Origin of the sequence: Chloracidobacterium sp. D (assembly GCF_018304685.1) — a bacterium.
Lineage (GTDB): Bacteria > Acidobacteriota > Blastocatellia > Chloracidobacteriales > Chloracidobacteriaceae > Chloracidobacterium > Chloracidobacterium thermophilum.
Window position 1 is genome coordinate 312,474 of the sequence record NZ_CP072635.1, and the last position, 20,633, is coordinate 333,106.

Sequence of the window (20,633 nt, forward strand, 5' to 3'; positions counted from 1 at the left end):
CAAAGACTCCGGCGTGCCGTGGCTGGGCGAGGTGCCGGAGCATTGGGAACTCAAGCCGCTCAAACGGTTGGTACGGTAAAATGCGAGTGTCCTGCCAGACACTACTCCTGCTGACTATGAATTCCGGTACATTGACATAAGTACGGTGGGCACAGGTTTTCTAACCAGAGAGCCACAACGGCTGCGATTTGGTAACGCCCCCTCCCGCGCCAGACGAGTTCTCCATATGGGAGTTACCATTATCTCAACCGTTCGAACTTACCTGAAGGCGGTCTATTATGTGGACAGAGACGCAGAGGCTCTAGTGTACTCGACCGGCTTTGCTGTTTTGACGCCAGGACCCAGCACACAGCCGAAATACGTGAGCTACTTGGTGCAGAGCAATACTTTCACTGATCGTGTAACTGCCGAATCGGTTGGCACAGCTTACCCGGCAATTGCCGAGGGGCGACTTGGGTCATTCTATGTCCCTGTTCCACCCCTCCCCGAACAAACCGCCATCGTCCGCTTCCTCGATTACATGGACCGGAGTTGGAAACCGGACGGTCGCTTTTTGATCTCGGAGGGCTCCAGTATGACCTGGAGCAGCTTTTGGGTTGCCGCGTGGATGTGGTGACGGAACGAGACTTGAAGTCACGCATTCGGGAGCGCGTCCTTCAGGAGGCCGTGCCCGTATGAGGGATAGCAGAGAGAGAGCGACTGCGCGACATACTGACATCCCTTGCTGCCATTGAGCGCTATGCGGATCGCGAACAGGAAACCATTTGAGCAAGATGAACTCTTACCGAAAAAACGCCGTAAAGCCCTGCACTTTAGGGCAGGGATATAAGGCGCACGCTGTTTTATCAAGCCAAACCTGTGATAAAATAGCAGTATGAGAGTCATGGAAGCCAAGCTACTCAACGGGACAGCAGAGCAGTATCAGGCTCTGGATGAAGCCATCCGTACCGCACAGTTTGTCAGAAACATACGTGTGCGGTACTGGATGGACAACAAGAGTGTAAACAAAGCTGTTCTCTATGCCCACTGCAAAGACCTGGCCAAAGAGTTTGACTTTGTCAGGAAGTTAAACTCAGCGGCAAGGCAGGCAAGTGCAGAGCGAGCCTGGGCTTCCATTTCTCGGTTCTATACCAACTGCAGAAACAAGGCGGTCAGGAAAGGCTATCCGCAGTTCAAGAAGAACTGTCGGTCGGTCGAGTACAAGCTGTCCGGCTGGAAGCTGTCTCCTGACGGCATGTCCATCACGTTCACCGACGGCTTCAACGCAGGAACATTCGCCTTGTACTGCAATGGTGAGGCAAGACACCATATCCTAAACTCCAAAATCAATCGGGTGCGGGTGATACGCAGGGCAGATGGGTACTATGCCCAGTTCTGCTTGGATGTGGAGCGCAAAGAGCAGGGAGCATACACAGGCAATGTGATTGGCATTGACTTGGGCTTAAAGGCTTTCTACACCGACCAGAACGGCAACCCTGTAGAGTGTCCTAAGTATCTGCGGAAAGCAGAGAAGCGGCTAAAGCGCCACCAGCGCAGGTTGAGTAGGAAGTTCAAGAAAGGGGCGAAACCTCAATCTAAGAACTACCACAAGCAAAAGAAAAGACTAGGCAAAGCACATCTGAAAGTCCAACGCCAGCGTAAAGACTGGGTGATTAAGTTAGCTCGGTGCGTGGTGGCATCTCACGATGTCGTGGTGTACGAAGACTTGCAGGTGAAGAACCTAGTCAAGAACCATCATCTTGCCAAATCCATTCATGATGCTAGCTGGTCGCAGTTCACCCAGTGGTTAGACTACTACGGTAAGGTATGGGACAAGGCAGTAGTCAGCGTACCACCGCAGTACACCACACAGGACTGTAGTAACTGTGGGCGTATGGTAGTAAAAACCCTATCCACCAGAACCCATAGTTGTCCTCAATGTGGATTTGAATCAGACAGAGACCAGAATGCGGCTTTGAACATCCTCAAGAAGGGACTAAGCATCTTGGGAATGGAGTGGCAAAACAGTACCTTTGGGCAAAAGGGAACTGCCTCGAAAGAGGGAACGCTTGGGGAGAGATGCACCGCTGCTTTAGAGGGGCAACCTGATGAAGTAAGTGCGCTCGCAGAACCAAGAACAAGAATCCCCTGCCTTTAGGCAGGGGAGTATGTCAAAAACGTGGTTTCTTCGGCATCTTCAAATCATTGGTGAGGCAGCCCGCGCCTTGCCAGAAGAGGTTCGGATGCTGGCGGCTGAGATTCCCTGGACCAAAATCATCGGTATGCGCAACGTCCTGGTGCATGGTTACTTCGAGATAGACACCGACGTTGTTTGGCATACCGTGCAGCGTGACATACGGCCCTGAAATCAGCAGTTGAGCGATTCTTGCAGCGCCTCGAAGCTGAAGAACCCTGAGCAACGATTTCCAATCCCAAAGCGCACAGTCCTGCCATGACCCGAACTCTTACGAGATGCGGATGCCAACCAGCGTGACATCATCCCGCTGTGGCTCGCCGCTTCGGTGCGTGTCAAAGCACCATTCGAGGTGCCGCTGCTGCAAAGGAAGCGCCTGGGAAGCCACTTCCTGAAGCGTTTGTTTGAGCGCCGAAGACCCGTAACGCTGTCCCTGGGGATTGTTCTGGTCGGCAAAACCATCCGAACTCAGATACAACATCGCGCCGGGAGGCAGGTGGAGGCGGTGCCCGGTGAAAAGACGCTGCCGTTTGCTGCTCCCGACACCGCCCCGGTCGCCGCGTATCTCGCGCAAAAGCCCCTGTTCCACGACGTACAGCGGACGCCCGGCCCCGGCAAAGGTCACAATGCCGTCTGGTTCAAGCCGGCACAGCACAACGTCCATGCCATCGCGCTGCGCATCCTGACGCGCGTCATGACGCAATGCCGTACGGATGCCGGTATCCAGGGCTTCCAGAATCGCCGCCGGCGACTCGATGCCCCGTTCAATGACAATCTGGTTGAGCAGTTCATTCCCAATCATGGACATCAGCGCACCCGGTACGCCATGGCCTGTACAGTCCGCCACGGCCAGCCAGCGTGTCTCGCGCCCGGCGGTGCACCAGCAGTGCAGCCAGTAGAAATCGCCGGAGACGATGTCCCGCGGTCGCCAGAGAACGAAATGCTCGGCAAAGGCCCGGGTGAGTTCTTCGGGTGTGGGCAGGATGGCGCGCTGAATGCGCTCGGCATAACGGATTCCATCCAGGATTTCGGTCGTGGTCTGTTCGAGGCGCCGGTTTTTTTCAGCCAGTTCCTGCGTCCGCTGCCGGACCTTTTCCTCGAGGTTGGCATAAAGACGGGCATTTTCCAGCGAGACCGCGGCCTGGGCGGTGAGAATCGTCAGGGCTTCGCGGCGTTGGGCATGAAAGACATTGGCGACGGCGCGGTTTTCCAGGTAGAGCAGGGCGCGTACCTGCCCCCGATGCCGGGCCGGGAGGCAGAGCGCTGACCGCAACCCGACGGACTGAACGTAAGGGTCCTGGCTGAAATCCGGGGATTCCGTGGCATCTTCGAGGAAAATACCTTCACCGGTGCGCAGGACGACGTGGATGATGCTCAACGGCAGCGCGTCAACTTCTTCCAACGGGCGCGGCGTCGGCGTGGCCGGCGCCGGGCGGTGGACATCCCGCTCCGCTTCGACGTACCAGCGGCCATCTTCCCGGGGGAGCATCAGGACGCCACGGGTGGCGCCGGCATTTTCCAGGGCAATTCTCAGCAGGGCATCGAGGAGGCGTTCCTGGACGATTTCCCCGGCCAGCACGCGGGCCGCTTTCATGACGCTGGCCATATCGAGTGAGCCGCCACCGCTGGTCGAGGAGGTCGGGATGCTGGTGGTGGTCAGCGCCACGTGGGTGCCGGTTGAGCGCATGAAGTCCGGCTCCGTCAGCAGCGCGCCGTACTGCTCATCGAAATACCGGACCTTTTCCGTCGCCCCCCACCGGACATAGGCGCGGCGTGCATCCTGGGCATAGGCGCGCGCGATTTTGGTGCGTTTCTGGTCGAGGAAAAAGCGCGCGGCACACTCGTTGGCCAGGGCTTCCTCGTGGATGAAGCCATTTTCACGCGCCGTGGCAATGGCCCGGTCGTATGCTTCCAGGGCGGCTCCGATGTCACCCCGCAGCGCGTGGAGTTCCGCGTCTATCAGGTGAAGTTTCTGGCCATAGTTCATCGGCGCCAGCTCGGCCCACCGGGCCATGCGGCGGCGGGCATCGTCGATCCATCCCCACATGGCCTGGGCTTCCGGCTCCGCCACACGGCCGGTGCGCAACCGGGCCAGGCGAGTCAGCGCGCCGAACAGATACACGTTTGGCTGGAGGCAGGATGACTGTAAACCGGTCATGTTGGCTTCGCACAGCAGGGACTGTTCATAGGCCCGCTGGTCGTCGCCAAACAGATAGGCAAGCTTCATCCGCAGATAGGCCAGGGTGCCAAGGGTTCCCTGGTCGCCGGTGGCCGCTACGGCGGCATCGTCCATGGCCTGGTCGCCCTCGCCCCACGTGATCTGCATCGGGTCAGCCGTCTGGGTGCGCAGGTTGCGGACGTAGGACAGGCAGAGGTTGTTCGTCCGGTAGTTGCGTTCCTGGCGCAGGGCGCGGATGGCTTCGCTATGCTTTTGGGCGTCGCGTTCCAGGCTGTCGAGTGGTTGGCCGATAAAGATACCAAGCCAGGTGACCCCCAGCAGCGCCGTCGAAGCAAACTCCAGGTCGCCGGTTTCAACCCCTTCCTGATAGGCCACGCGGAGCGGCGTGATCGAATCCCGGGCCGGTTCCCGCCAGACGCTGAGAAAGAAATAGTAGGAAATCAGCGCCCGGGCGCGGGCTTCACTCGTGGGCCGCTGATCGAGCAGGCGGCGGGCAAAGCGCCCCGTGGCATACCCCTGCGCCGGGTCGTTGAAACCACTGCACAACACGAGTCCCAGTGCCACAAAGGACGAGGCCGCCAGGTCGTTGAGGCCATGTTCGAGAACGAGTGCCACGCGCCACAACACAACCAGCGTAAACAACGGGCTGTTGCTGAGAAACGCCGGCACCGACATCCGGTACAGCAGACGGGAGGCCGCCAGCGCCTGATGGTCCTGCATTTCCGGCAGGTTCAGCGGCGCATCCGTGTCGAGGGAGGCGATACGGGGGCCGAGGCGTCCCCAGACGGCACCAATGTCGGCTGGCGTCGGGTGTTCGGGCAGGGGAATGCCAAGCTGCTGCAAAACCGTCCGGGCATGGTCCAGCGCCACGTGGAATTGGTACTGGGCCGAATGGGACAGGATGGCGATTTCATGCGCCAGAAGGGCGTCAGGCAGCGTCCGGGCATGATGGAACACGGTCTGCGTGAGCGTCTGGGCAACCTTTGGGTTGGCGCTGAAAAAGGCTGTCTCGGCCGCTTCGAGGTGCAGATGCAGGGCGAGTTCGTAGTGGTGTTCCCAGGCATCCGGGGGCAGGAGTTCCAGCCCAACCTGCAAATACTCCAGCGCCGGCGCAAAGGCGGCCGCGGCTTTGGCGGCGCGTCCGGCGTGCAGGTTGAGGTGCGCCAGTTCTTCACGTTCTTCTGCAGTGGCTTGCTCACGGCCCCGGTTGAGGTGGTTGACGATGTCAAAGAGGCGGGTCGTGAAGCTGGCCAGCGAAGTGTCCGGGGTGAGGGGGTGGGCCGCGGCCAGCAGGCGCCGGCCGGTGCGCCAGTGGCGTGCGCGCCGTTCCGCTTCCGGCGCCAGTTCGTAAGCCGCCTGCTGCACGCCGTCATGAACGAAGGCAAAACGGTGCGTCCGACGCCCGGCGGTGGCTTCGCCCAGCACGAGGTCGGCGGCAACCGCTGCTTCCAGGGCAGCCTGTGCGGTGGGTACATCGGTTTCCGCCGCCAGCGCGGCCTGTGCCACATCAAAGGTGCTGCCAAGACAGGCGGCGGCATGCAGTACCTGCTGGACGGAAGCCGGGCAGCGGTGGAGTTTTTCGATGAGAAAGGTGACGGCATTTTCCGTCAGCGCAGCCGTGGCGATGCCTTCCAGGTCAGCCCGCCAGCCCTGGCCCGGTTGAAAGGTCAGCCAGCCATCGGCGGCGAGGCGCTCCAGCAACTCACGGACGAAGAAGGGGTTGCCGCCGGTTTTGCGATGGACGATGGCCGCCACGGCCGCAACATCCTCCGTGGCACCCATGGCCGCCGCCGTAAGCTGTTCCACGCTGTCGGATTCCAGCGGCTTGAGGGGGATGTAGGTCAGGGGAATGCCCGTGCTGCGAAAGGTGTCCAGGGCCAGCGTGAGCGAATGCCCGGCGCTTTCTGCCTGCTCACGGGAGGCCAGAATGATGAGCGCCTGTAACCGCTGCCGGTTGCGGGCCAGCGCCGCAAGGAGTTCGAGCGAGGCGGCATCGGCCCACTGGACATCATCCAGGAACAGCACCAGCGGGTGATGTCTGGCGGCAAAAACACTCAGCAGCCCTTCAAAGGCGCGCTCCAGGCGGTGGCGGGCTTCCATCCCGGAGATTTCATACGCCGGCATGTTCTCGCCCACGATGAGCGCCAGATCAGGAACAATCGGCAACAGCATGGCGGCGGATGCGCCAAGGGCCGTGCGGATGGCTTCCCGCCAGCTTTGGAGTTCGGCGTCACTGCGCGCCAGCAGTTGCCGGACAAGCTGCCGGAGCGCCAGTCCCAACCCCGAATAGGGAGTGCTTCCCCGCAACTGCTCATATTTGCCAGCAATGAAAAAACCGCGCCGCGCCGTGACGGGCACGTGCAGTTCGGCAATGAGGGCGGTTTTCCCAATCCCGGAAGGCCCGGTGACGAGAACCATTTCACATCCGGTCTGGCTGATGCGGTCGAAGGCTTCCCGCAGGAGGGCAACTTCGCGCTCGCGTCCATACAGCCGTTTGGGGATGACAAAGGTGCGGGCGTCATGCCGTCCCAGCGGAAAGGGATGGATGGTGGGCGGCGGGTACTCGCCGTCGCCGGCGAGCTGGCGCTGACACTCAAGCAGGTCGGCCCGGACGCCGGCGGCCGTCTGGTAGCGGTCGTCGGGAGATTTGGCCAGAAGCTTGGCCACGATGTCGGAGAGGGGCGCCGGTATCTGGGGAGTGCGCTGCCGGACGGGCGGCGGCACGAGCGCCAGGTGCGCATGGATGATTTCCAGTGGGTCGTGCGCCCGAAACGGCAGGCTGCCCGTCAGCAACTCGTAGAGCAGCACGCCGAAAGCGTACAGGTCGGCGCGCGCATCAATCGGGCAACTCATGCGGCCGGTCTGCTCCGGCGCGAGGTAGTCGAGCGTGCCCTCGAACATATCTGTCGCGGTATGCCGGGCTACGAAGCGACGGCTGCGGACGGCAATGCCGAAGTCAATGAGTTTGACCTGCTTGGTGGTGCGATTGACGATGACATTCGAGGGATTGACATCCTTGTGAAGGATATGGTGCCGGTGGATGACTTCCAGTGCGTCCAGGATACCGATGGCAATGACAAGCCGTTCGGTCAACGGCAGATGTGCGTATGAGGCCACCAGGTGGCGCAGCGCCTGTCCGCCGAAGTCTTCGACAATGAGAACGGGGCGATGTCCGACGCGCGTCAGTTCATGGGCGCAGATGATGCTGGAACCTTCCCCGGCCTGGGCGGCCAGCGAGGAAAGCAGGTTCCACTCGTGGTCGTAGCGTTGCATCAGGGCGGCCGGCGGCATGGCTTCGGCCGTCGTTTTGAGAACGACAGCCGCGCCCGTGTCCGCCCGCTGTGCCCGCAGCACCAGGGTCCGGGTGCTGCGGTACACTTCGGCAGCCACGATATAGCCAGGTGGTACGCAGTCGTAAACCGACATCAGGCAGGTGGGGCTGGCACAAGGTACAACCGCCAAAGTGTAAAGCTTGTTCTGAATGAAAGCTACAGAAGTTTGGCAGTGCTTCTGGGGCTGACAGGGCGTTGGGGGCCAGCGCACCGGGCCGGACGCCGCACTTTCGCGCCCACCGTTTCGCCCCGGTTGTGATACAGTGCTAGCAACAGGTATTTCTCTCTATCAGGAATGAGGCGGCTCCCGCATGGCGACCCATGAAGACGCACAACTGATTCTGAAACTCTACGAACTGCGCCGTGACCCGGTAATGCGCGAGGCGCGGGATTTCGTGGCTTTCAAGTTTTTCCCGGAATCGGCCCAAGACATCAAAGACCTGCTGTTTGACAAGCGCAACCCGGTGTATGGCGCTTACTGGCGGCAGGTGACGACGTACTGGGACATGGCCGCCGCGCTGGTCAACCACGGAACGCTGGACGAAGCCTTGTTTTTTGACACCAACACGGAATGTTTTGCCGTGTTTGCCAAACTGGAGCCGTTTCTGCCGGAACTGCGTGACATGTTCGGACCGTGGTACATGGTCAACCTCGAAAAACTCATCCGGCGCTATCCGAACTACAGTGAGCGTTTGGCAAGCCTGCGGACGCGGCTGAAGTTGTACGGCGAAGCCTACAAGAGCCGGAAAACCCGTGGCTTCCATCCCGAAGGTGGCAGTGACGAATAAGGACATTGACGAGGGGGACAGGCTGTGAACCTTGCCAAGCTGCTGGAGCTGCCTTTCAAGGGAAACTTCATTCCCTATCCGAGCCGGTCGGTTGTGGAACTGGGGCAACTGGCGCCTGACTTTACATTGCCCGATATTCACGGGCAGCCCTTTACGCTGTCGGCGGTGGCGCCCCGGTGGTGTCTGCTCTACCTGACCCGCATCGTGGACCGGGGATTCATCTGACCGTTCTGCTATCCGCGACTGGTCGAGTTGCGCGAACAATACCCAGCTTTTCAGGAACGAGGAGCCGAAGTGGTGGTCGTGACCACAACCGATGTGCCAACGTCCAAGCTTATCGCCGGGGATTTGGCGTTGCCCTACCCGTTGCTCAGTGACCCGGAGTGGGTGGTCTTCAAGGGCTATGGCACGGGAGCCGCTTTGGGTGTGCCACTCCCGGCGCAATTTCTGATTGACGGCGATGGCCGGGTCGTTGAACGTTATCTCTGTGATCTCGTACCGAATCACCCGCCGCTGGATGTAACTTTGGGACAGATACCCACTCGTTGAGTGCTTAGTCTCGCCTGGTGCCGGCCGCGTCTATGCTGGACGGCCGGCACCGGCAAGAGAGTGGATACCCTCATGAAAGCCTGTCCAAAGTGTGAAAACCCCTGGGATGACGGCAAGCGGTTTTGTCCCTATCACGGGTTGCCTCTGGTGCCCCTGCCAGAGCCGGTGGCTGTGCCTGCGGATACGGAAGTGACCGCCCGTATGAGCGAACAGGAGCGGGCACAGCTTTTTACGCCGCAGTTTCCCATTGCGGAGTCGCCTTCGTCGGGTCGGTTGGCCGCCCCGGCGTCAGCCACGCCGTCTGAAACGACAGCTTCATCGGAAGCGGCAGTTTGGTCCGTGGATGACCCGCCAACACTCAAGTCGCAGCGTCAGAAGCCGCCGCCGGAACTTGACACAGTCATTCCTCCAACCGTCATTGTGTCGCCAGCAGCCGCTCCGCCCGAACAAGTGGAAGCCGCGCCGAACCCTTCCGTGACGGATACCTTCATTCCCCCAACGGTCGTCGTTGCCCCGGCCGAAGTGGAGGCTATCCGGCAGTCCCAGGCTGGTGTATCGCCTCCGGCCACGTCCCGTACAGAGGTGGAATCCCTCTCTGGGACGATCAAGGTGGAGGCTACACACACAGTGCTCGTGGACCCTTCCGCAACACACTTTCTGGGACTGATGGAGATGGAACCGGCAAAGTCACCTGCCTCGGTGCCACCCCCGGCGGCAGCCGCCGGTGACGATGTCGGGTTCATTCTGAACCTGGAAAAAAGCAGCACCCGCCTGCCGCCCCCGCCCCAAGCAGCGGAGCCACCGCCGGGTGGAACAGCGTCACCGGTTGGGCGGAGTCTGACGCCTTCGGCTGTTCCGTCGTTGGTGACGCCCCCTTCTCCAACCCTCAAGCGGCGTACTGCCGTGCAGTATTTCAAGCTGTTCAATGAGCGCAAAAAAGTCATGCAGCAGTTTGTCCATGGGCTGGACCCAAGGCGCGTGCACATCACCGAGGGGCACAGCAATCAGGAAGAGTTGCTCATGCACCGTTATGACCTTACCTTTCGGTATCTGGTGTCACAGCGCACCTTTCCGCTGGTTATCATTTTGCAGCGCAAGCCGGTCTATGATCTGATGACATCGGTTGACCTTTACGAGATTGGCGAATCGCCCCGGCTACGCGAAGAACGTACCAAGCTTCTGGGTGGAGAGTGCAAACCAACGCCAAATGGTGTGGTCTATCATGTTTCCTACGCCGAGGATTTGCCCACCGAACAATTCGGCGATTGGCTTCAGAAAACATTTCAGGAGATCGCCAAACTCCTTCCGGGTTTGAGCTTCCCGTAATGGATGCAGACCCTTCCACTGTCAGCGCCTTGGACCTGTCGGCAGCCGAGACAGTGCTGTGTCGGGTGCCGGAGGCATCTGCCGGTCTCCGGCTCGATGTGTTTCTGGCCGAGGTTCTGGCCGTCAGCCGGGCGCGCATCCAGCGGGCCATTGCCGACGGCGAAGTACGGGTCAACGGACAGGTGCGGCGCGCAAGTTACCGCGTGGGGCCGGGCGATGAAATTGAGGCGGATGTTCCAGCGCCGGTGACAACGGACCTTGTACCGGAAGACTTGCCGCTCACGATTCGGTTTGAAGATGAAGCGATCCTGGTGCTGGAAAAACCCGCCGGGCAGGTCGTCCATCCGGCGGCAGGCGTGATGCACGGGACACTGGCCAATGCGCTGGCGTTTCACTTCGGCCACCAGCGGCCGGGGGCTGAGCCGTTGCGTCCGGGAATTGTACACCGGCTCGACCGGGATACTTCGGGTCTGATGGTCGTCGCCAAAACTGACGCGGCGTTGGAACACCTCGCCGGGCAGTTTCGCGCCCGCACGGTTGAAAAGGGCTACCTGGCGCTGGTTCACGGCGATGTCGTCGGGACCGGCACAATTGACGCCCCCATTGCCCGTGACCGCAAACACCGCCTGAAGATGACAGTGGACCCCGGCGGACGTCCGGCGCGTTCCCACTACGTGGTTCGGCAGCGGTTCGGGCCGGTGACGCTCCTTGAGGTACGGATTGAGACCGGGCGGACACACCAGATTCGGGTTCACTGCGCCCACATCCGGCATCCGGTCGTGGGCGATCCGCTCTACGGTTTAGGGTGTGACCGGCAACTGCGCCATCCGTCCCAGCGTCAGGCCGTCGAGCGGTTGGGAAGGCAGTTTCTCCACGCGGCGCATCTGGCATTTGTGCATCCCGTATCGGCGCAGCCGATGCGTTTTGTGTCGCCGCTACCGCCAGACCTTCAAGGCTGTCTTGTGGCCTTTGCCGGCTCGGAAGCCCACTTGTCCTAGCCGCACGTTTCGGCTGGTTCCTTCCGGCCTGTCAGCCCGGACGGGCGGTGTGCAACAAGACAAAACGCGCGGGGGAGCGCCCCCGCGCGTGGAAAAGAGATGAAAACGAAAGGCTCGGTTGCGGATGCCGGCCGGTTCAGCGGGTGGTCTTCCTGGCCACCTTCTTGCCGGCTTTGCACTGCCCATCCACACAGCAGTCGCTGCCGGGCGCACAGCAGTCCGCACCCATGCCGCAGGCCTGATCGGCGCAGCAGTTGGGCTTGGCACAGCAGGAAGCCGTTTCTTTCTTCTTGGTGGCGCAGCAGGCGGCCGGGGCTTTCTTCGTGGCCTTCGGGGTCTTGGCCGTGGCCAGGTCACCGCCGAAGAACGTGGTCATGAGGAACAGGGCTGGAACGATAACTTTCAGCATGATGTGTCTCCTTTTTGTGTCAACGAAAGTGTGAAGTCCAAGCGCTCATCGTGGAGCGCATAAGCCGTCAAAGCGAAGGACAATCCACTTCCGAAGACTAAATCCTGAAGACACAGCACCTGAGATAGGTGTCCCGGCGGGAAGGCTGGTACGCCACGACCACCGGCCGCTGTGAAGCCGTGGGACGCCGGACAACGGGAAGGCGAACCGGCAGGCAGGTCGTTGCGGCCAGCGGTGCCTCAAAAGTAAAGAGCGACGCCACCGTGAACCGGTCTGGCGTTTCGGCATGGTGGCAGCCGCAACACGCATCATCAGCGCCAACGAGGGCCGCCGTGTTTCCGGCCGTCAGTCTGCTTGTTTCCAGACGAAGCATTGACTGCCCGGAAATGGCTTTCGCTGCCAATGCGACTGATGCCGGTGTGGCTGGCGTCGCCGGGGCTTCAACCCCCGGCTGCGGGAGCCGCTCCTGCTTTTTGACCGCACAGCAGTGGTGTTTTGACCGAGGTACGGCTGGCGTGGGGGTGAGGGTGTCCGGTGTGGCTGGCGTCGTCGTGGCAACGGTGCCGCCGACGGGCAGGGCAATGTGGGCCGTTGCCGGCTGGGCTTGCACCTGAGCCGCATGCATGCAGCCACCCAGCAGGCAGTTCAGCACACAGGCCAGTGGTGTCACGCACAGCGCCGACAGCACCACCATCGTTACCAGAACTGACCAATGGGAACGGGACACACGCACCATACCGGGTACTGTAAAGCAGAAACGCCCACAGTCAACAGATCAGTTTTCAGTGGCATCGGCCGGCTGGAAGACCTCCAGGCGCAGATGATGACCGTTTTCCGTGACTGGCCGGCACTGCACCGGCAGGTCGGCAACTGTGGAGATGAGGGCTTCAAAAAAACCCGCCAGAAGCGGGAGGGCATCGGGTTGCCCATCCTGAATGTGGATGGTCAGGGTCGGTTCCTGCGCGGCGAAGTCGCACCGCCCAAATCCATGCGCCTGCAGGTAGTCGCAGCACAAGCCAAGAAAGGGTTCAACGGGGGCTTGCGCCAGTGGCAGCGTCCGTCCGGTACGCTCGGCCAGGAGTGCCGGAAAGCGTGCAACCATCCGTTCGCCCCAGTTCTGTCCAATCTGGCGCAGGCAATCGGGGAGGTCTTCGTCCGTTTCGCGCAGCGCGGCCAGCAGGTCGGAGAGTGCCGGTGCCAGCATACCCGGCGCACCGGTCGCATCCACACAGATGCCGTGCTTCCCGTCACTCTGGAGAAAAAGCCCGTCGGTTGGTGTGCTCATCCGGTTGACCTACCCAAGGCAAAGCATCCCTGACAGACAGCCTGTGTCATCATCCGAAGCCGAAGCCGCTGCGCCCAAACGAGCCGGAGCGGCCGGCGCGGGTACCGGTAATCCGTCCGCCGGAGCCAACCCGCACTGTGCTGCGACCAAACCCGCTTGGCTTGCTGCGTCCAATGCCCCGCGCGCCCCCTATCCGTGAGGATGAAAACATGGTCTGCCGCGGAGCCGGCGTGTAGCTTGGCACACGCGAGACCATCGGGTTCGTCGCCGGAGAGACCATGCGGTAGTAAGGCGTACGGCTGACATAGACCGGCGAGGGAACATAGTAGGGGTACGAATAGAAGAACCACACACTGCCCATCGGGTGCCCACCGTAGTAGTACCGGGGACGACTGGTACCCGCGCTTTGGTTCGGGGCAGGCATGAACTCGCTGGCCGGCAGGATGGCCACACTGATGCCGGCGTTTTTGTAGTCCACGAAATCCTCGTTGAGGTCGTCCATCTCCACCTTCCGGGAACTGTCCGGCGTCACGTAGATGATGTGCTTGATTCCGGCTTCAGTGAGCTTGGCCGCTGGCGGGACCTTGGCCAGATAGCGGTTGTCAAACTGGTTGTCAGCATCCTTGTAATCGTTGAGCCGGTAGGCGTCGAGCAGAAAGACCGGCGGGGCATGTTCCGGGAGGGTCGCCTGTTTGGCGGCAATTTCGTCAGCGTAATAGAGCATCGCCGCCAGAGTTTCATGCGACGGGACAACCCCAAGTGGGTGCGGATAGTTATCAAACGTCGTAATCAGGCGTCCGTGGGAGGCCAACCCGGCTCCGTAGGCAATGCTGTCGCGCCCGATGAGGTCCACAATAATCGCCGTTTCGCCAGGGTTGGCAGCATTGGCGAGGATGTCTTCGGCCAGCGCCTGTCCGCGCCCGTAGCTGGCATCCATACTTGGGCCAAAGATGGGCTTGAGCTGGCTTCTGAGTGACTCCGCCTGAAGGGACTGAATCAGGGTCGGCACAAAATACGGCTGCCATTTGCCGCGCGGCTCAAACGCTGCCAGCATGGCGTTCGAATCGAGATACTTCTGCCAGGCCTGGCTGTTTCGGGAATCAAGTTGCGTTGTCGGAACGCTGAAGGTCAGCGGACGGTTTTCCGAACCGATGTTCCAGCCACTTTTTTTCTGGAGTTCAAGCGAATCGGTGTCAATTTCGTCCTCGCTGAGCAGGGCGACAAGGGCCGCGACACCGCCGATAGTCACAGCCCCGGCGGCTGCCCCGCCAATGATCCAGCCCCGGCGTGAAACCTTCTGCCACCAGGGCTTGGAGGCGCTGGCATAACCCGCGGCGTAGGGACTGGCTGCCTGACCAGGTGCGGCATAGTTGACGCGCCCCACGCCCCCCGGCCCGGAAAACTGCTCGCCAAAGCTGGCCCCGGCTGTCCCGGATGAGGCTGGCCCGAACTCCGGGAAGTAGGGCGATTGGGAGCGGCCGGGCGGCACTTGAACCGGTGGCCTGCGGGAAGATGGCGGAACAGATTGCTCTGACATAGACAGATTCCAGGAATGACCTTTGAGGGCTGAGGCTGGCTTGAGGACAGCGGTCGTGAGCGCAGGCTGCGCATGGTTACTTAGCACACTTTTCGGATGCGGTGAATTGTCTTTCCTGAACTTTGCCCTGTGACATTTCGCGTTGTTTTTTCGGATTCGGTAGCGTAAAAGCCGACGTTAGGATGCGTTGCGCGCGCGTCTGACCTGACTGCATCAGATTGAGGTACTGGGTATGCCGACCACGGTGACGATCAATGGTACGAAACAAACCTGTGACGCGCCGCCCGAAATGCCCCTGCTGTGGGTGCTGCGTGATGTCCTGGGTTTGACCGGAACAAAATACGGCTGCGGTGCCGGTCTCTGCGGAGCCTGTACCGTCCACCTGGACGGTGTTGCCGTGCGGTCGTGCACGCTGCCGCTGTCACGGGTTGAAGGCAAGCGCGTTACAACCATCGAGGGGCTGTCGCCGGATGGAACGCATCCCGTCCAGCAGGCGTGGAAGCTCGAAGATGTCGCCCAGTGCGGCTACTGCCAGCCCGGCCAGATGATGGCTGCGGCGGCCCTGCTGGCGGCCAAGCCCAAGCCTACCGAAGAAGACATTGCCAGCGCCCTGGCCGGGAATCTCTGCCGGTGTGGGACGTACCAGCGCATCCGGGCCGCCGTACAGCGCGCCGCCACGTTGCAGAAAGGGGAAAAACGGTCATGACGCTGATTGTCAACCTTTCCCGACGCGAGTTTCTGGCCGGGGCGACGCTGACCGGTGTGGCTTTGACACTTGGCTGCCACGTCGAGTCGAACGGGGTGCGGGCGGCGGATTCCACCGCCCCGGTGCTCGCTCCCAATGCCTTCGTGACCATTCGCCCTGATGGGCGCATTCTCGTCACTGTCAACAAGACCGAAATGGGGCAGGGCGTACGTACCAGCCTGCCCATGCTGGTGGCCGAAGAACTGGACGCTGACTGGTCGCAGGTCACCGTGGAGACGGCATCGTTTGATCCGTCGCGCTATGGATTTCAGGGCACCGGCGGGAGTGGCAGCCTGCGGGGAGCCTGGGAGCCGCTGCGACGGACCGGCGCCACAGCGCGCGCCATGCTGGTCGAGGCGGCCGCCCGCCGCTGGAATGTCCCGGCCGATGCCTGTCGGACGGAAGCTGGCTTTGTGTTGCATCCTTCGGATGCGACGAAAAAACTCAGCTACGGCGAACTCGTCGCTGATGCCGCCAACCTTCCCGTTCCTGATCCCAAGGCGGTCAAACTCAAAGACCCCAAGGATTTCAAGCTCATCGGGCGGCGTGTGCCGCGCTACGACAACCCGGACATTGTCACCGGCAAGGCCGTCTATGGCATGGATGTGCGCCTGCCGGGGATGCGTTTTGCCACGATGGTGCATCCCCCGGTTTTTGGCGGCAAGGTCAGGCAGGTCGAGGACACTGAAGCCAAACGGGTGCCGGGCGTTGAACAGGTCTTTGTGACGGACCGGGGGGTGGCCGTTGTGGCCACCAACACCTGGGCGGCTTTTGAAGGCGCGAAAAAACTCCGCATCACCTGGGACGACGGCCCCCATGCGAAGTTTTCCAGTGCGGACATTCGCGCCATGTTCATTGAGAAATCCACGTCGCCGGGGGATGTCGCCCGGCAGGACGGAGACTTCGACAAGGCATTTGCTTCAGCCGCAAAACAGCTTGAAGCCGTTTATGAAGTGCCGTACCTGCACCATGCCACCCTTGAGCCGCAAAACTGTACGGCGCGGGTCAGCGCCGAAGGTTGTGAAATCTGGGCCCCAACGCAGTTCCCGAACTTTGTTATGGATGAAGCCCGACGCATTACCGGGCTGGATGCCGGGCGCATCAAAATTCACGTCACCCTGCTCGGCGGCGGTTTCGGGCGGCGGATTGAAGCCGACTATGCGGCGGATGCCGTTGAAGTCGCCAGGCGGCTCAATGGTGTCCCGGTGCAGGTGACGTGGACGCGCGAGGAAGACATGCAGCACGGCTGGTATCGCCCGGCCAGCCTGCACGTGGTCAAAGCCGGCCTGGCCGAAAACGGACAGCCGGTGGCCGTACTGCATCGGCTGGTGGCCCCATCCATTCGGGGGCAACGCCAGCCGGACGGGGGCAAAGGCGTCGATCCGGGGGCCATGGCTGGTATCACCACAACAGCCTACGAACTGCCGAATTTTCGGGCGGAGTATGTCCGCGCCAACACCGCCGTGCCGATTGGGTTCTGGCGCGCGGTGTTCGATTCGCAGAATGCCTTTGTGCAGGAATCGTGGATGGATGAGTTGGCCCATGCGGCCAAAGCCGATCCGGTCGAGTTCCGGCTGGTGCGGCTGGGGAAAGCACCGCGTTTGAAGCGGGTACTGGAAGTTGCGGCAAAAGCAGCCGGGTGGGGGCAGCCCTTGCCCAGGGGGCGCGCCCGTGGCGTGGCAGCCCATTTTTCCTTCGGCGCGTTTTGTGCCCAGGTTGCGGAAGTGTCCGTTGAGGATGACCTGCCGCGTGTTCACCGGATTGTCTGCGCCATGGATGTCGGTACAGTGGTCAACCCAAGTCAGGTCGAGGCGCAGATCGAGGGTAGTATCGCCTTTGCCCTGAGTGCGGCGCTGTACGGCGCGATCACGGTCGAGCAGGGACGGGTCGTGCAGTCCAATTTCAATGATTATCCGCTGTTGCGGATGGCCGAAATGCCCCGCGTCGAAGTCCATCTCATTCCCAGCAGCGAGTCTCCGTCAGGTGCCGGCGAACCGGCGCTGCCGCCCGTGGCCCCAGCCGTTTGTAATGCCCTGTTCGCTCTGACCGGGAAGCGGATTCGGAAACTTCCCATTGAGCTGGATACATGATCTGGTCGCAACGACGCCTGTGGTGGCTGGTTATCTGGTGGTTTGTAGCCAGCCACTGGGCTGTGGCGCAAAAACCCGCGGAAACGGCCCCTGAAAAAGCCCCTGAAAAAACGCCAGTGCCCACGTCGTTTGAAACCTACGATGTGCTTATCACGAACGCCCGCGTTGTGGACGGCACGGGCAATCCTTGGTTTCGGGCCGAGGTGGCCATCAAAGATGGTTACATCGTGCGCGTGGGGCGCAAGCTGACCGGCCGGGCCACGACAGTAGTGGATGCCAGGGGACACATCCTTGCGCCGGGCTTTATTGATGTCCATGCCCACGTGGAAGACATCTTCCGCTACCCGGAAGCCGAAAACTTCATCCGCATGGGCGTGACGACGCTTGTGACCGGAAACTGTGGGAGTTCGGTGACGGATGTCGGAGCATTTCTGGGGGGCTACAAAGAAACACCGTTGACGGTCAACCTGGCAACGCTCATTGCGCACGGTTCAGTCCGGGCGGCCGTGATGAACTATGCCAACCGCGAGCCGACCTCCGAAGAACTGGATGAAATGAAACGTCTCGTGGCCAAGGCCATGGACGATGGCGCAGTGGGGCTTTCCACGGGACTGATCTACGTTCCGGGGAGTTTCGCCAAAACGGATGAAATCGTCGCGCTGGCGGAAGTTGTCGCGGCGGCTGGCGGGCTGTACGTGACCCACATGCGCAATGAAGGCAATGGTGTGCTGGAAGCCATTGCGGAAGCCATCACCATTGGTGAGCGGGCCGGTCTGCCGGTGGACATCTCCCACCTCAAGGTGGCCACGCCCCGGCTGTGGGGGCAGGCTGACCGCGCACTGGAACTGATCCGGGCAGCACGCGCCCGGGGGCTGGAAGTGACAGTGGATCAGTACGCTTACACAGCGTCTTCGACTTCGCTGGAGAGCCTGCTGCCGGACTGGGTGCTGGCCGGTGGGCGCGAAGAGGCGCTCCGTCGCCTTGCGGATGCCACGCTCCGGGCGCAGGTCAAAGAGGAACTCAAAGCCAACCTGAAGGCCAAGACCCGCGAGGATTTCAGCTATGCCGTGGTGGCGTTTTACGGCGCAAATGTGGACTACAACGGCAAAAATCTCGTGGAAGTGACGCGCCTGGCCCGGGGCACGGATGACCTGGATGCCCAGACCGAGCAAATCCTGGTGATGTATGAGCAGGGCGGGGCCGGGATGATCTACCACACCATGCGGGAAGATGATGTGGCCACCATCATGCGCGAGCCGTTCACGATGGTGGCGTCTGATGCCGGCGTGCGCAAACTGGGCCTTGGCGTACCGCATCCGCGTGGCTATGGCAACAATGCGCGGGTGCTGGGGCGGTTTGTACGCGAGTTGGGGGTACTCCGTCTGGAAGACGCCGTACGCAAGATGACGAGCCTGCCAGCGCAGACGTTCCGGCTGGGGCGGCGGGGTCTGGTTCAGGAAGGTTTCATCGCCGACTTGGTGCTGTTTGATGACCGGACGATTCAGGATAACTCCACTTATGACGATCCCCATCACTTTCCAACCGGGATTCAGGCGGTGTTTGTTCGTGGAGTGGCCGTTCTGCAGGATGGCAAGCTGACCGGTGCGCGTCCGGGACAGGCCATCCGGCGGGCGGCCGCCGGGGAAGCCAGATAGACCCGGAGGGGCCGGATGAACGCGGAAGGGATTGAGCTTTCGGCGGAAGTGGCGACGGCGCTGGCACAGGGGCAGCCGGTGGTGGCGTTGGAGAGCACCGTCATTGCCCACGGGCTGCCCTATCCGGTGAATGTGGAGACGGCTTTGGCGATGGAGGCCGAAGTGCGCGCTGGTGGAGCTGTCCCGGCGACAGTGGGCGTAGTCGGGGGGCGGGTGGTGGTGGGGATGGACAAGTGTCTGATAATGCAATTTGGTGAATTTGCGTGTTGTGATACGCCCTCTGCTGAGGGAGATGTATCGCCCAATAAACAAACGGTGGCCAAGCTGGGGGCGCGTGATCTGGCGGCGGCCGTGGCTTTGGGCCGGGATGGGGCTACGACCGTCGGGGCAACCGCACGGGTGGCTGCCCTGGCCGGCATCGAGGTCATGGCCACCGGCGGGATTGGCGGGGTTCATCGCGGTGCTGCCCAGAGCTGGGACATCAGCGGCGACCTGACCGCCCTCGCCCGGTATCCGGTGCTGGTGGTCTGCGCCGGAGCCAAAGCCATTTTGGACATACCGGCCACCCTGGAGTGGCTGGAAACCCATGGTGTGCCGGTTGTGGGGTGGCAGTGTGCGGAATTTCCGGCCTTCTACACGGCGCGCAGCGGGCGGCGGCTGGGCTTTACTTTTGAATGTCTGGATGACCTGGCGCGTCTGTGGCAGGTGGAGCGTGCCTGGGGGGGAGGGGGCGTTGTTGTGGTGCAGCCGCCGCCGGAGGAAGTCCCCGGTGTCGAGGTCGCCATCGAGGCGGCCCTGTCACGCGCTGAAGCCCTGGGCATCCGGGGGGCGTCCGTCACACCCTACCTGCTGGCGCAGGTGAGTTCATTGACGGATGGCAAAAGCCTGGATGCCAATGTCAAACTGTTGAAGCGAAATGCCCAAACTGCTGCCAAAATAGCTTGTGCAATCGCGTCCAAAAAACGGAAAGACTGAGTATATATCCCAGTAAGAAAAACATTACAAACTGGCTAAGCTTTACTTGCAAAAAAGAAAAAAACGCCCGGAAGACCGGGCGTTTGCGCTTTCTGTTGAGCAGAAGAGGCTTCGTATTGTACCCAGGCTTATTGATTGGGAGCTGCCTGGGCGCTCGTCACGCTGAAGCGCTCACGTGAGCCATCGAACTTGATGCTCTTGAGCACGTTGGTGTCACCATTCTGGGTGAGCGCAATTTCATCACCGTTTGCCTTACGCTCATCGGTGGTAAGGCTAACTGTTGTCCTGGTAATGACTTCCTTGCCGTTGAGGATCGTCATTTCGCCAGTTTCCTTGTTGATCTTCACCTTGTAGGTGCCCTTTTTCACGACGGTGCCGTTGACCGATACATCCCGGTTGAGCGTCAGGGTTTTGGTCACTTCGCCTGCCAGAGCGGAAACGCCAAGCAGGGCCGTCAGGGTGAGACCAAGGACAAATGTCTTTCCGAAGAAACGCATAGGAACTCCTGTAAAAACTTTCCGAAGGTGGCGGTATGGTCGAACCTTCCAGTTCATTCCACACCGTTGTCTTTCGACGCCTTCTATAACGACGG

General features: G+C 61.2%; 17 protein-coding genes and 1 pseudogene. 12 read left to right on the forward strand and 6 right to left on the reverse strand.

Going from position 1 to position 20,633, the window contains the following annotated elements; translation table 11 throughout:
- Nucleotides 1-226 precede the first annotated feature (226 nt).
- The 3 genes from J8C01_RS15650 (at nt 227) to J8C01_RS12485 (ending at nt 2,345) form a co-directional block, all read left to right on the forward strand.
- Nucleotides 227-616: a restriction endonuclease subunit S gene (locus tag J8C01_RS15650; protein ID WP_211433168.1), complete on the forward strand. Its 390-nt coding sequence runs from the start codon at nt 227-229 to the stop codon at nt 614-616.
- A gap of 258 nt (nt 617-874) precedes the next feature.
- Nucleotides 875-2,137 (forward strand): RNA-guided endonuclease InsQ/TnpB family protein, encoded by a 1,263-nt coding sequence (locus tag J8C01_RS12480; RefSeq protein ID WP_211433169.1) that lies wholly within the window; start codon nt 875-877, stop codon nt 2,135-2,137.
- Between the two features lie 10 nt (nt 2,138-2,147).
- On the forward strand, nt 2,148-2,345 hold the full coding sequence (locus J8C01_RS12485; protein WP_249355525.1) for a HepT-like ribonuclease domain-containing protein: 198 nt from the start codon (nt 2,148-2,150) through the stop codon (nt 2,343-2,345).
- A 99-nt stretch (nt 2,346-2,444) separates the two neighbouring features.
- On the opposite strand, the gene J8C01_RS12490 is transcribed toward J8C01_RS12485, so the two are convergent.
- A complete protein-coding gene (locus J8C01_RS12490) occupies nt 2,445-7,778 on the reverse strand; it encodes an AAA family ATPase (protein WP_211433170.1) in 5,334 nt (1,777 codons plus the stop codon).
- Nucleotides 7,779-7,995: 217 nt separating this feature from the next.
- On the opposite strand from J8C01_RS12490, the gene J8C01_RS12495 reads away from it, so the two are divergent.
- The 5 genes and pseudogenes from J8C01_RS12495 to J8C01_RS12515 all read left to right on the forward strand — a co-directional run bounded on the left by J8C01_RS12495 (nt 7,996) and on the right by J8C01_RS12515 (nt 11,345).
- Nucleotides 7,996-8,472: a DUF4760 domain-containing protein gene (locus tag J8C01_RS12495; protein WP_211433171.1), complete on the forward strand. Its 477-nt coding sequence runs from the start codon at nt 7,996-7,998 to the stop codon at nt 8,470-8,472.
- Between the two features lie 24 nt (nt 8,473-8,496).
- Nucleotides 8,497-8,697, forward strand: a complete 201-nt coding sequence (locus J8C01_RS12500) for an AhpC/TSA family (RefSeq protein WP_014101215.1) — start codon at nt 8,497-8,499, stop codon at nt 8,695-8,697.
- Between the two features lie 12 nt (nt 8,698-8,709).
- Nucleotides 8,710-9,021, forward strand: a pseudogene (locus J8C01_RS12505) (redoxin domain-containing protein); the annotation flags it as partial.
- Nucleotides 9,022-9,093: 72 nt separating this feature from the next.
- On the forward strand, nt 9,094-10,347 hold the full coding sequence (locus J8C01_RS12510; RefSeq protein WP_211433172.1) for a hypothetical protein: 1,254 nt from the start codon (nt 9,094-9,096) through the stop codon (nt 10,345-10,347).
- Nucleotides 10,347-11,345, forward strand: a complete 999-nt coding sequence (locus J8C01_RS12515; protein WP_211433173.1) for an RluA family pseudouridine synthase — start codon at nt 10,347-10,349, stop codon at nt 11,343-11,345. Before J8C01_RS12510 ends, J8C01_RS12515 begins: the two co-directional genes overlap by 1 nt.
- A 136-nt stretch (nt 11,346-11,481) precedes the next feature.
- Here the strand turns inward: J8C01_RS12515 and J8C01_RS12520 are convergent, their stop codons facing one another.
- The 4 genes from J8C01_RS12520 to J8C01_RS12535 all read right to left on the reverse strand — a co-directional run bounded on the left by J8C01_RS12520 (nt 11,482) and on the right by J8C01_RS12535 (nt 14,576).
- Nucleotides 11,482-11,754 carry a hypothetical protein gene (locus tag J8C01_RS12520; RefSeq protein ID WP_211433174.1) on the reverse strand — a complete coding sequence of 91 codons (273 nt, stop codon included), beginning with the start codon at nt 11,752-11,754 and terminating at the stop codon, nt 11,482-11,484.
- A 97-nt stretch (nt 11,755-11,851) separates the two neighbouring features.
- On the reverse strand, nt 11,852-12,448 hold the full coding sequence (locus J8C01_RS12525; RefSeq protein WP_211433175.1) for a hypothetical protein: 597 nt from the start codon (nt 12,446-12,448) through the stop codon (nt 11,852-11,854).
- Nucleotides 12,449-12,529: 81 nt separating this feature from the next.
- Nucleotides 12,530-13,039, reverse strand: a complete 510-nt coding sequence (locus tag J8C01_RS12530) for a hypothetical protein (protein WP_211433176.1) — start codon at nt 13,037-13,039, stop codon at nt 12,530-12,532.
- A 49-nt stretch (nt 13,040-13,088) separates the two neighbouring features.
- Nucleotides 13,089-14,576, reverse strand: coding sequence for a hypothetical protein (locus J8C01_RS12535; RefSeq protein WP_211433177.1), 1,488 nt, complete (start codon nt 14,574-14,576; stop codon nt 13,089-13,091).
- Nucleotides 14,577-14,808: 232 nt separating this feature from the next.
- On the opposite strand from J8C01_RS12535, the gene J8C01_RS12540 reads away from it, so the two are divergent.
- The 4 genes from J8C01_RS12540 (at nt 14,809) to J8C01_RS12555 (ending at nt 20,041) form a co-directional block, all read left to right on the forward strand.
- Nucleotides 14,809-15,282: a (2Fe-2S)-binding protein gene (locus J8C01_RS12540; protein WP_014101207.1), complete on the forward strand. Its 474-nt coding sequence runs from the start codon at nt 14,809-14,811 to the stop codon at nt 15,280-15,282.
- Nucleotides 15,279-17,411 (forward strand): xanthine dehydrogenase family protein molybdopterin-binding subunit, encoded by a 2,133-nt coding sequence (locus J8C01_RS12545; protein ID WP_211433178.1) that lies wholly within the window; start codon nt 15,279-15,281, stop codon nt 17,409-17,411. The genes J8C01_RS12540 and J8C01_RS12545 overlap by 4 nt, the downstream gene beginning before the upstream one ends.
- A 116-nt stretch (nt 17,412-17,527) precedes the next feature.
- Entirely contained in the window at nt 17,528-19,066 is a 1,539-nt protein-coding gene (locus tag J8C01_RS12550) for an N-acyl-D-amino-acid deacylase family protein (protein WP_249355526.1), read from the forward strand.
- Nucleotides 19,067-19,081: 15 nt separating this feature from the next.
- Nucleotides 19,082-20,041, forward strand: coding sequence for a pseudouridine-5'-phosphate glycosidase (locus J8C01_RS12555; protein WP_211433180.1), 960 nt, complete (start codon nt 19,082-19,084; stop codon nt 20,039-20,041).
- 128 nt (nt 20,042-20,169) lie between these two features.
- On the opposite strand, the gene J8C01_RS12560 is transcribed toward J8C01_RS12555, so the two are convergent.
- Nucleotides 20,170-20,538 (reverse strand): hypothetical protein, encoded by a 369-nt coding sequence (locus J8C01_RS12560; protein WP_211433181.1) that lies wholly within the window; start codon nt 20,536-20,538, stop codon nt 20,170-20,172.
- Nucleotides 20,539-20,633 lie beyond the last annotated feature (95 nt).

What these genes read in the sequence shown, in the direction of transcription:
- J8C01_RS12510 (WP_211433172.1), top strand. Translation starts at nt 9,094, where the DNA reads ATGAAAGCCTGTCCAAAGTGTGAAAACCCCTGGGATGACGGCAAGCGG.
- J8C01_RS12535 (WP_211433177.1), bottom strand. Translation starts at nt 14,576, where the DNA reads ATGTCAGAGCAATCTGTTCCGCCATCTTCCCGCAGGCCACCGGTTCAA.
- J8C01_RS12560 (WP_211433181.1), bottom strand. Translation starts at nt 20,538, where the DNA reads ATGCGTTTCTTCGGAAAGACATTTGTCCTTGGTCTCACCCTGACGGCC.
- J8C01_RS12525 (WP_211433175.1), bottom strand. Translation starts at nt 12,448, where the DNA reads ATGGTGGTGCTGTCGGCGCTGTGCGTGACACCACTGGCCTGTGTGCTG.
- J8C01_RS12530 (WP_211433176.1), bottom strand. Translation starts at nt 13,039, where the DNA reads ATGAGCACACCAACCGACGGGCTTTTTCTCCAGAGTGACGGGAAGCAC.
- J8C01_RS12495 (WP_211433171.1), top strand. Translation starts at nt 7,996, where the DNA reads ATGGCGACCCATGAAGACGCACAACTGATTCTGAAACTCTACGAACTG.
- J8C01_RS12520 (WP_211433174.1), bottom strand. Translation starts at nt 11,754, where the DNA reads ATGCTGAAAGTTATCGTTCCAGCCCTGTTCCTCATGACCACGTTCTTC.
- J8C01_RS12480 (WP_211433169.1), top strand. Translation starts at nt 875, where the DNA reads ATGAGAGTCATGGAAGCCAAGCTACTCAACGGGACAGCAGAGCAGTAT.
- J8C01_RS12545 (WP_211433178.1), top strand. Translation starts at nt 15,279, where the DNA reads ATGACGCTGATTGTCAACCTTTCCCGACGCGAGTTTCTGGCCGGGGCG.
- J8C01_RS15650 (WP_211433168.1), top strand. Translation starts at nt 227, where the DNA reads ATGGGAGTTACCATTATCTCAACCGTTCGAACTTACCTGAAGGCGGTC.
- J8C01_RS12490 (WP_211433170.1), bottom strand. Translation starts at nt 7,778, where the DNA reads ATGTCGGTTTACGACTGCGTACCACCTGGCTATATCGTGGCTGCCGAA.
- J8C01_RS12555 (WP_211433180.1), top strand. Translation starts at nt 19,082, where the DNA reads ATGAACGCGGAAGGGATTGAGCTTTCGGCGGAAGTGGCGACGGCGCTG.
- J8C01_RS12515 (WP_211433173.1), top strand. Translation starts at nt 10,347, where the DNA reads ATGGATGCAGACCCTTCCACTGTCAGCGCCTTGGACCTGTCGGCAGCC.
- J8C01_RS12540 (WP_014101207.1), top strand. Translation starts at nt 14,809, where the DNA reads ATGCCGACCACGGTGACGATCAATGGTACGAAACAAACCTGTGACGCG.
- J8C01_RS12485 (WP_249355525.1), top strand. Translation starts at nt 2,148, where the DNA reads ATGTCAAAAACGTGGTTTCTTCGGCATCTTCAAATCATTGGTGAGGCA.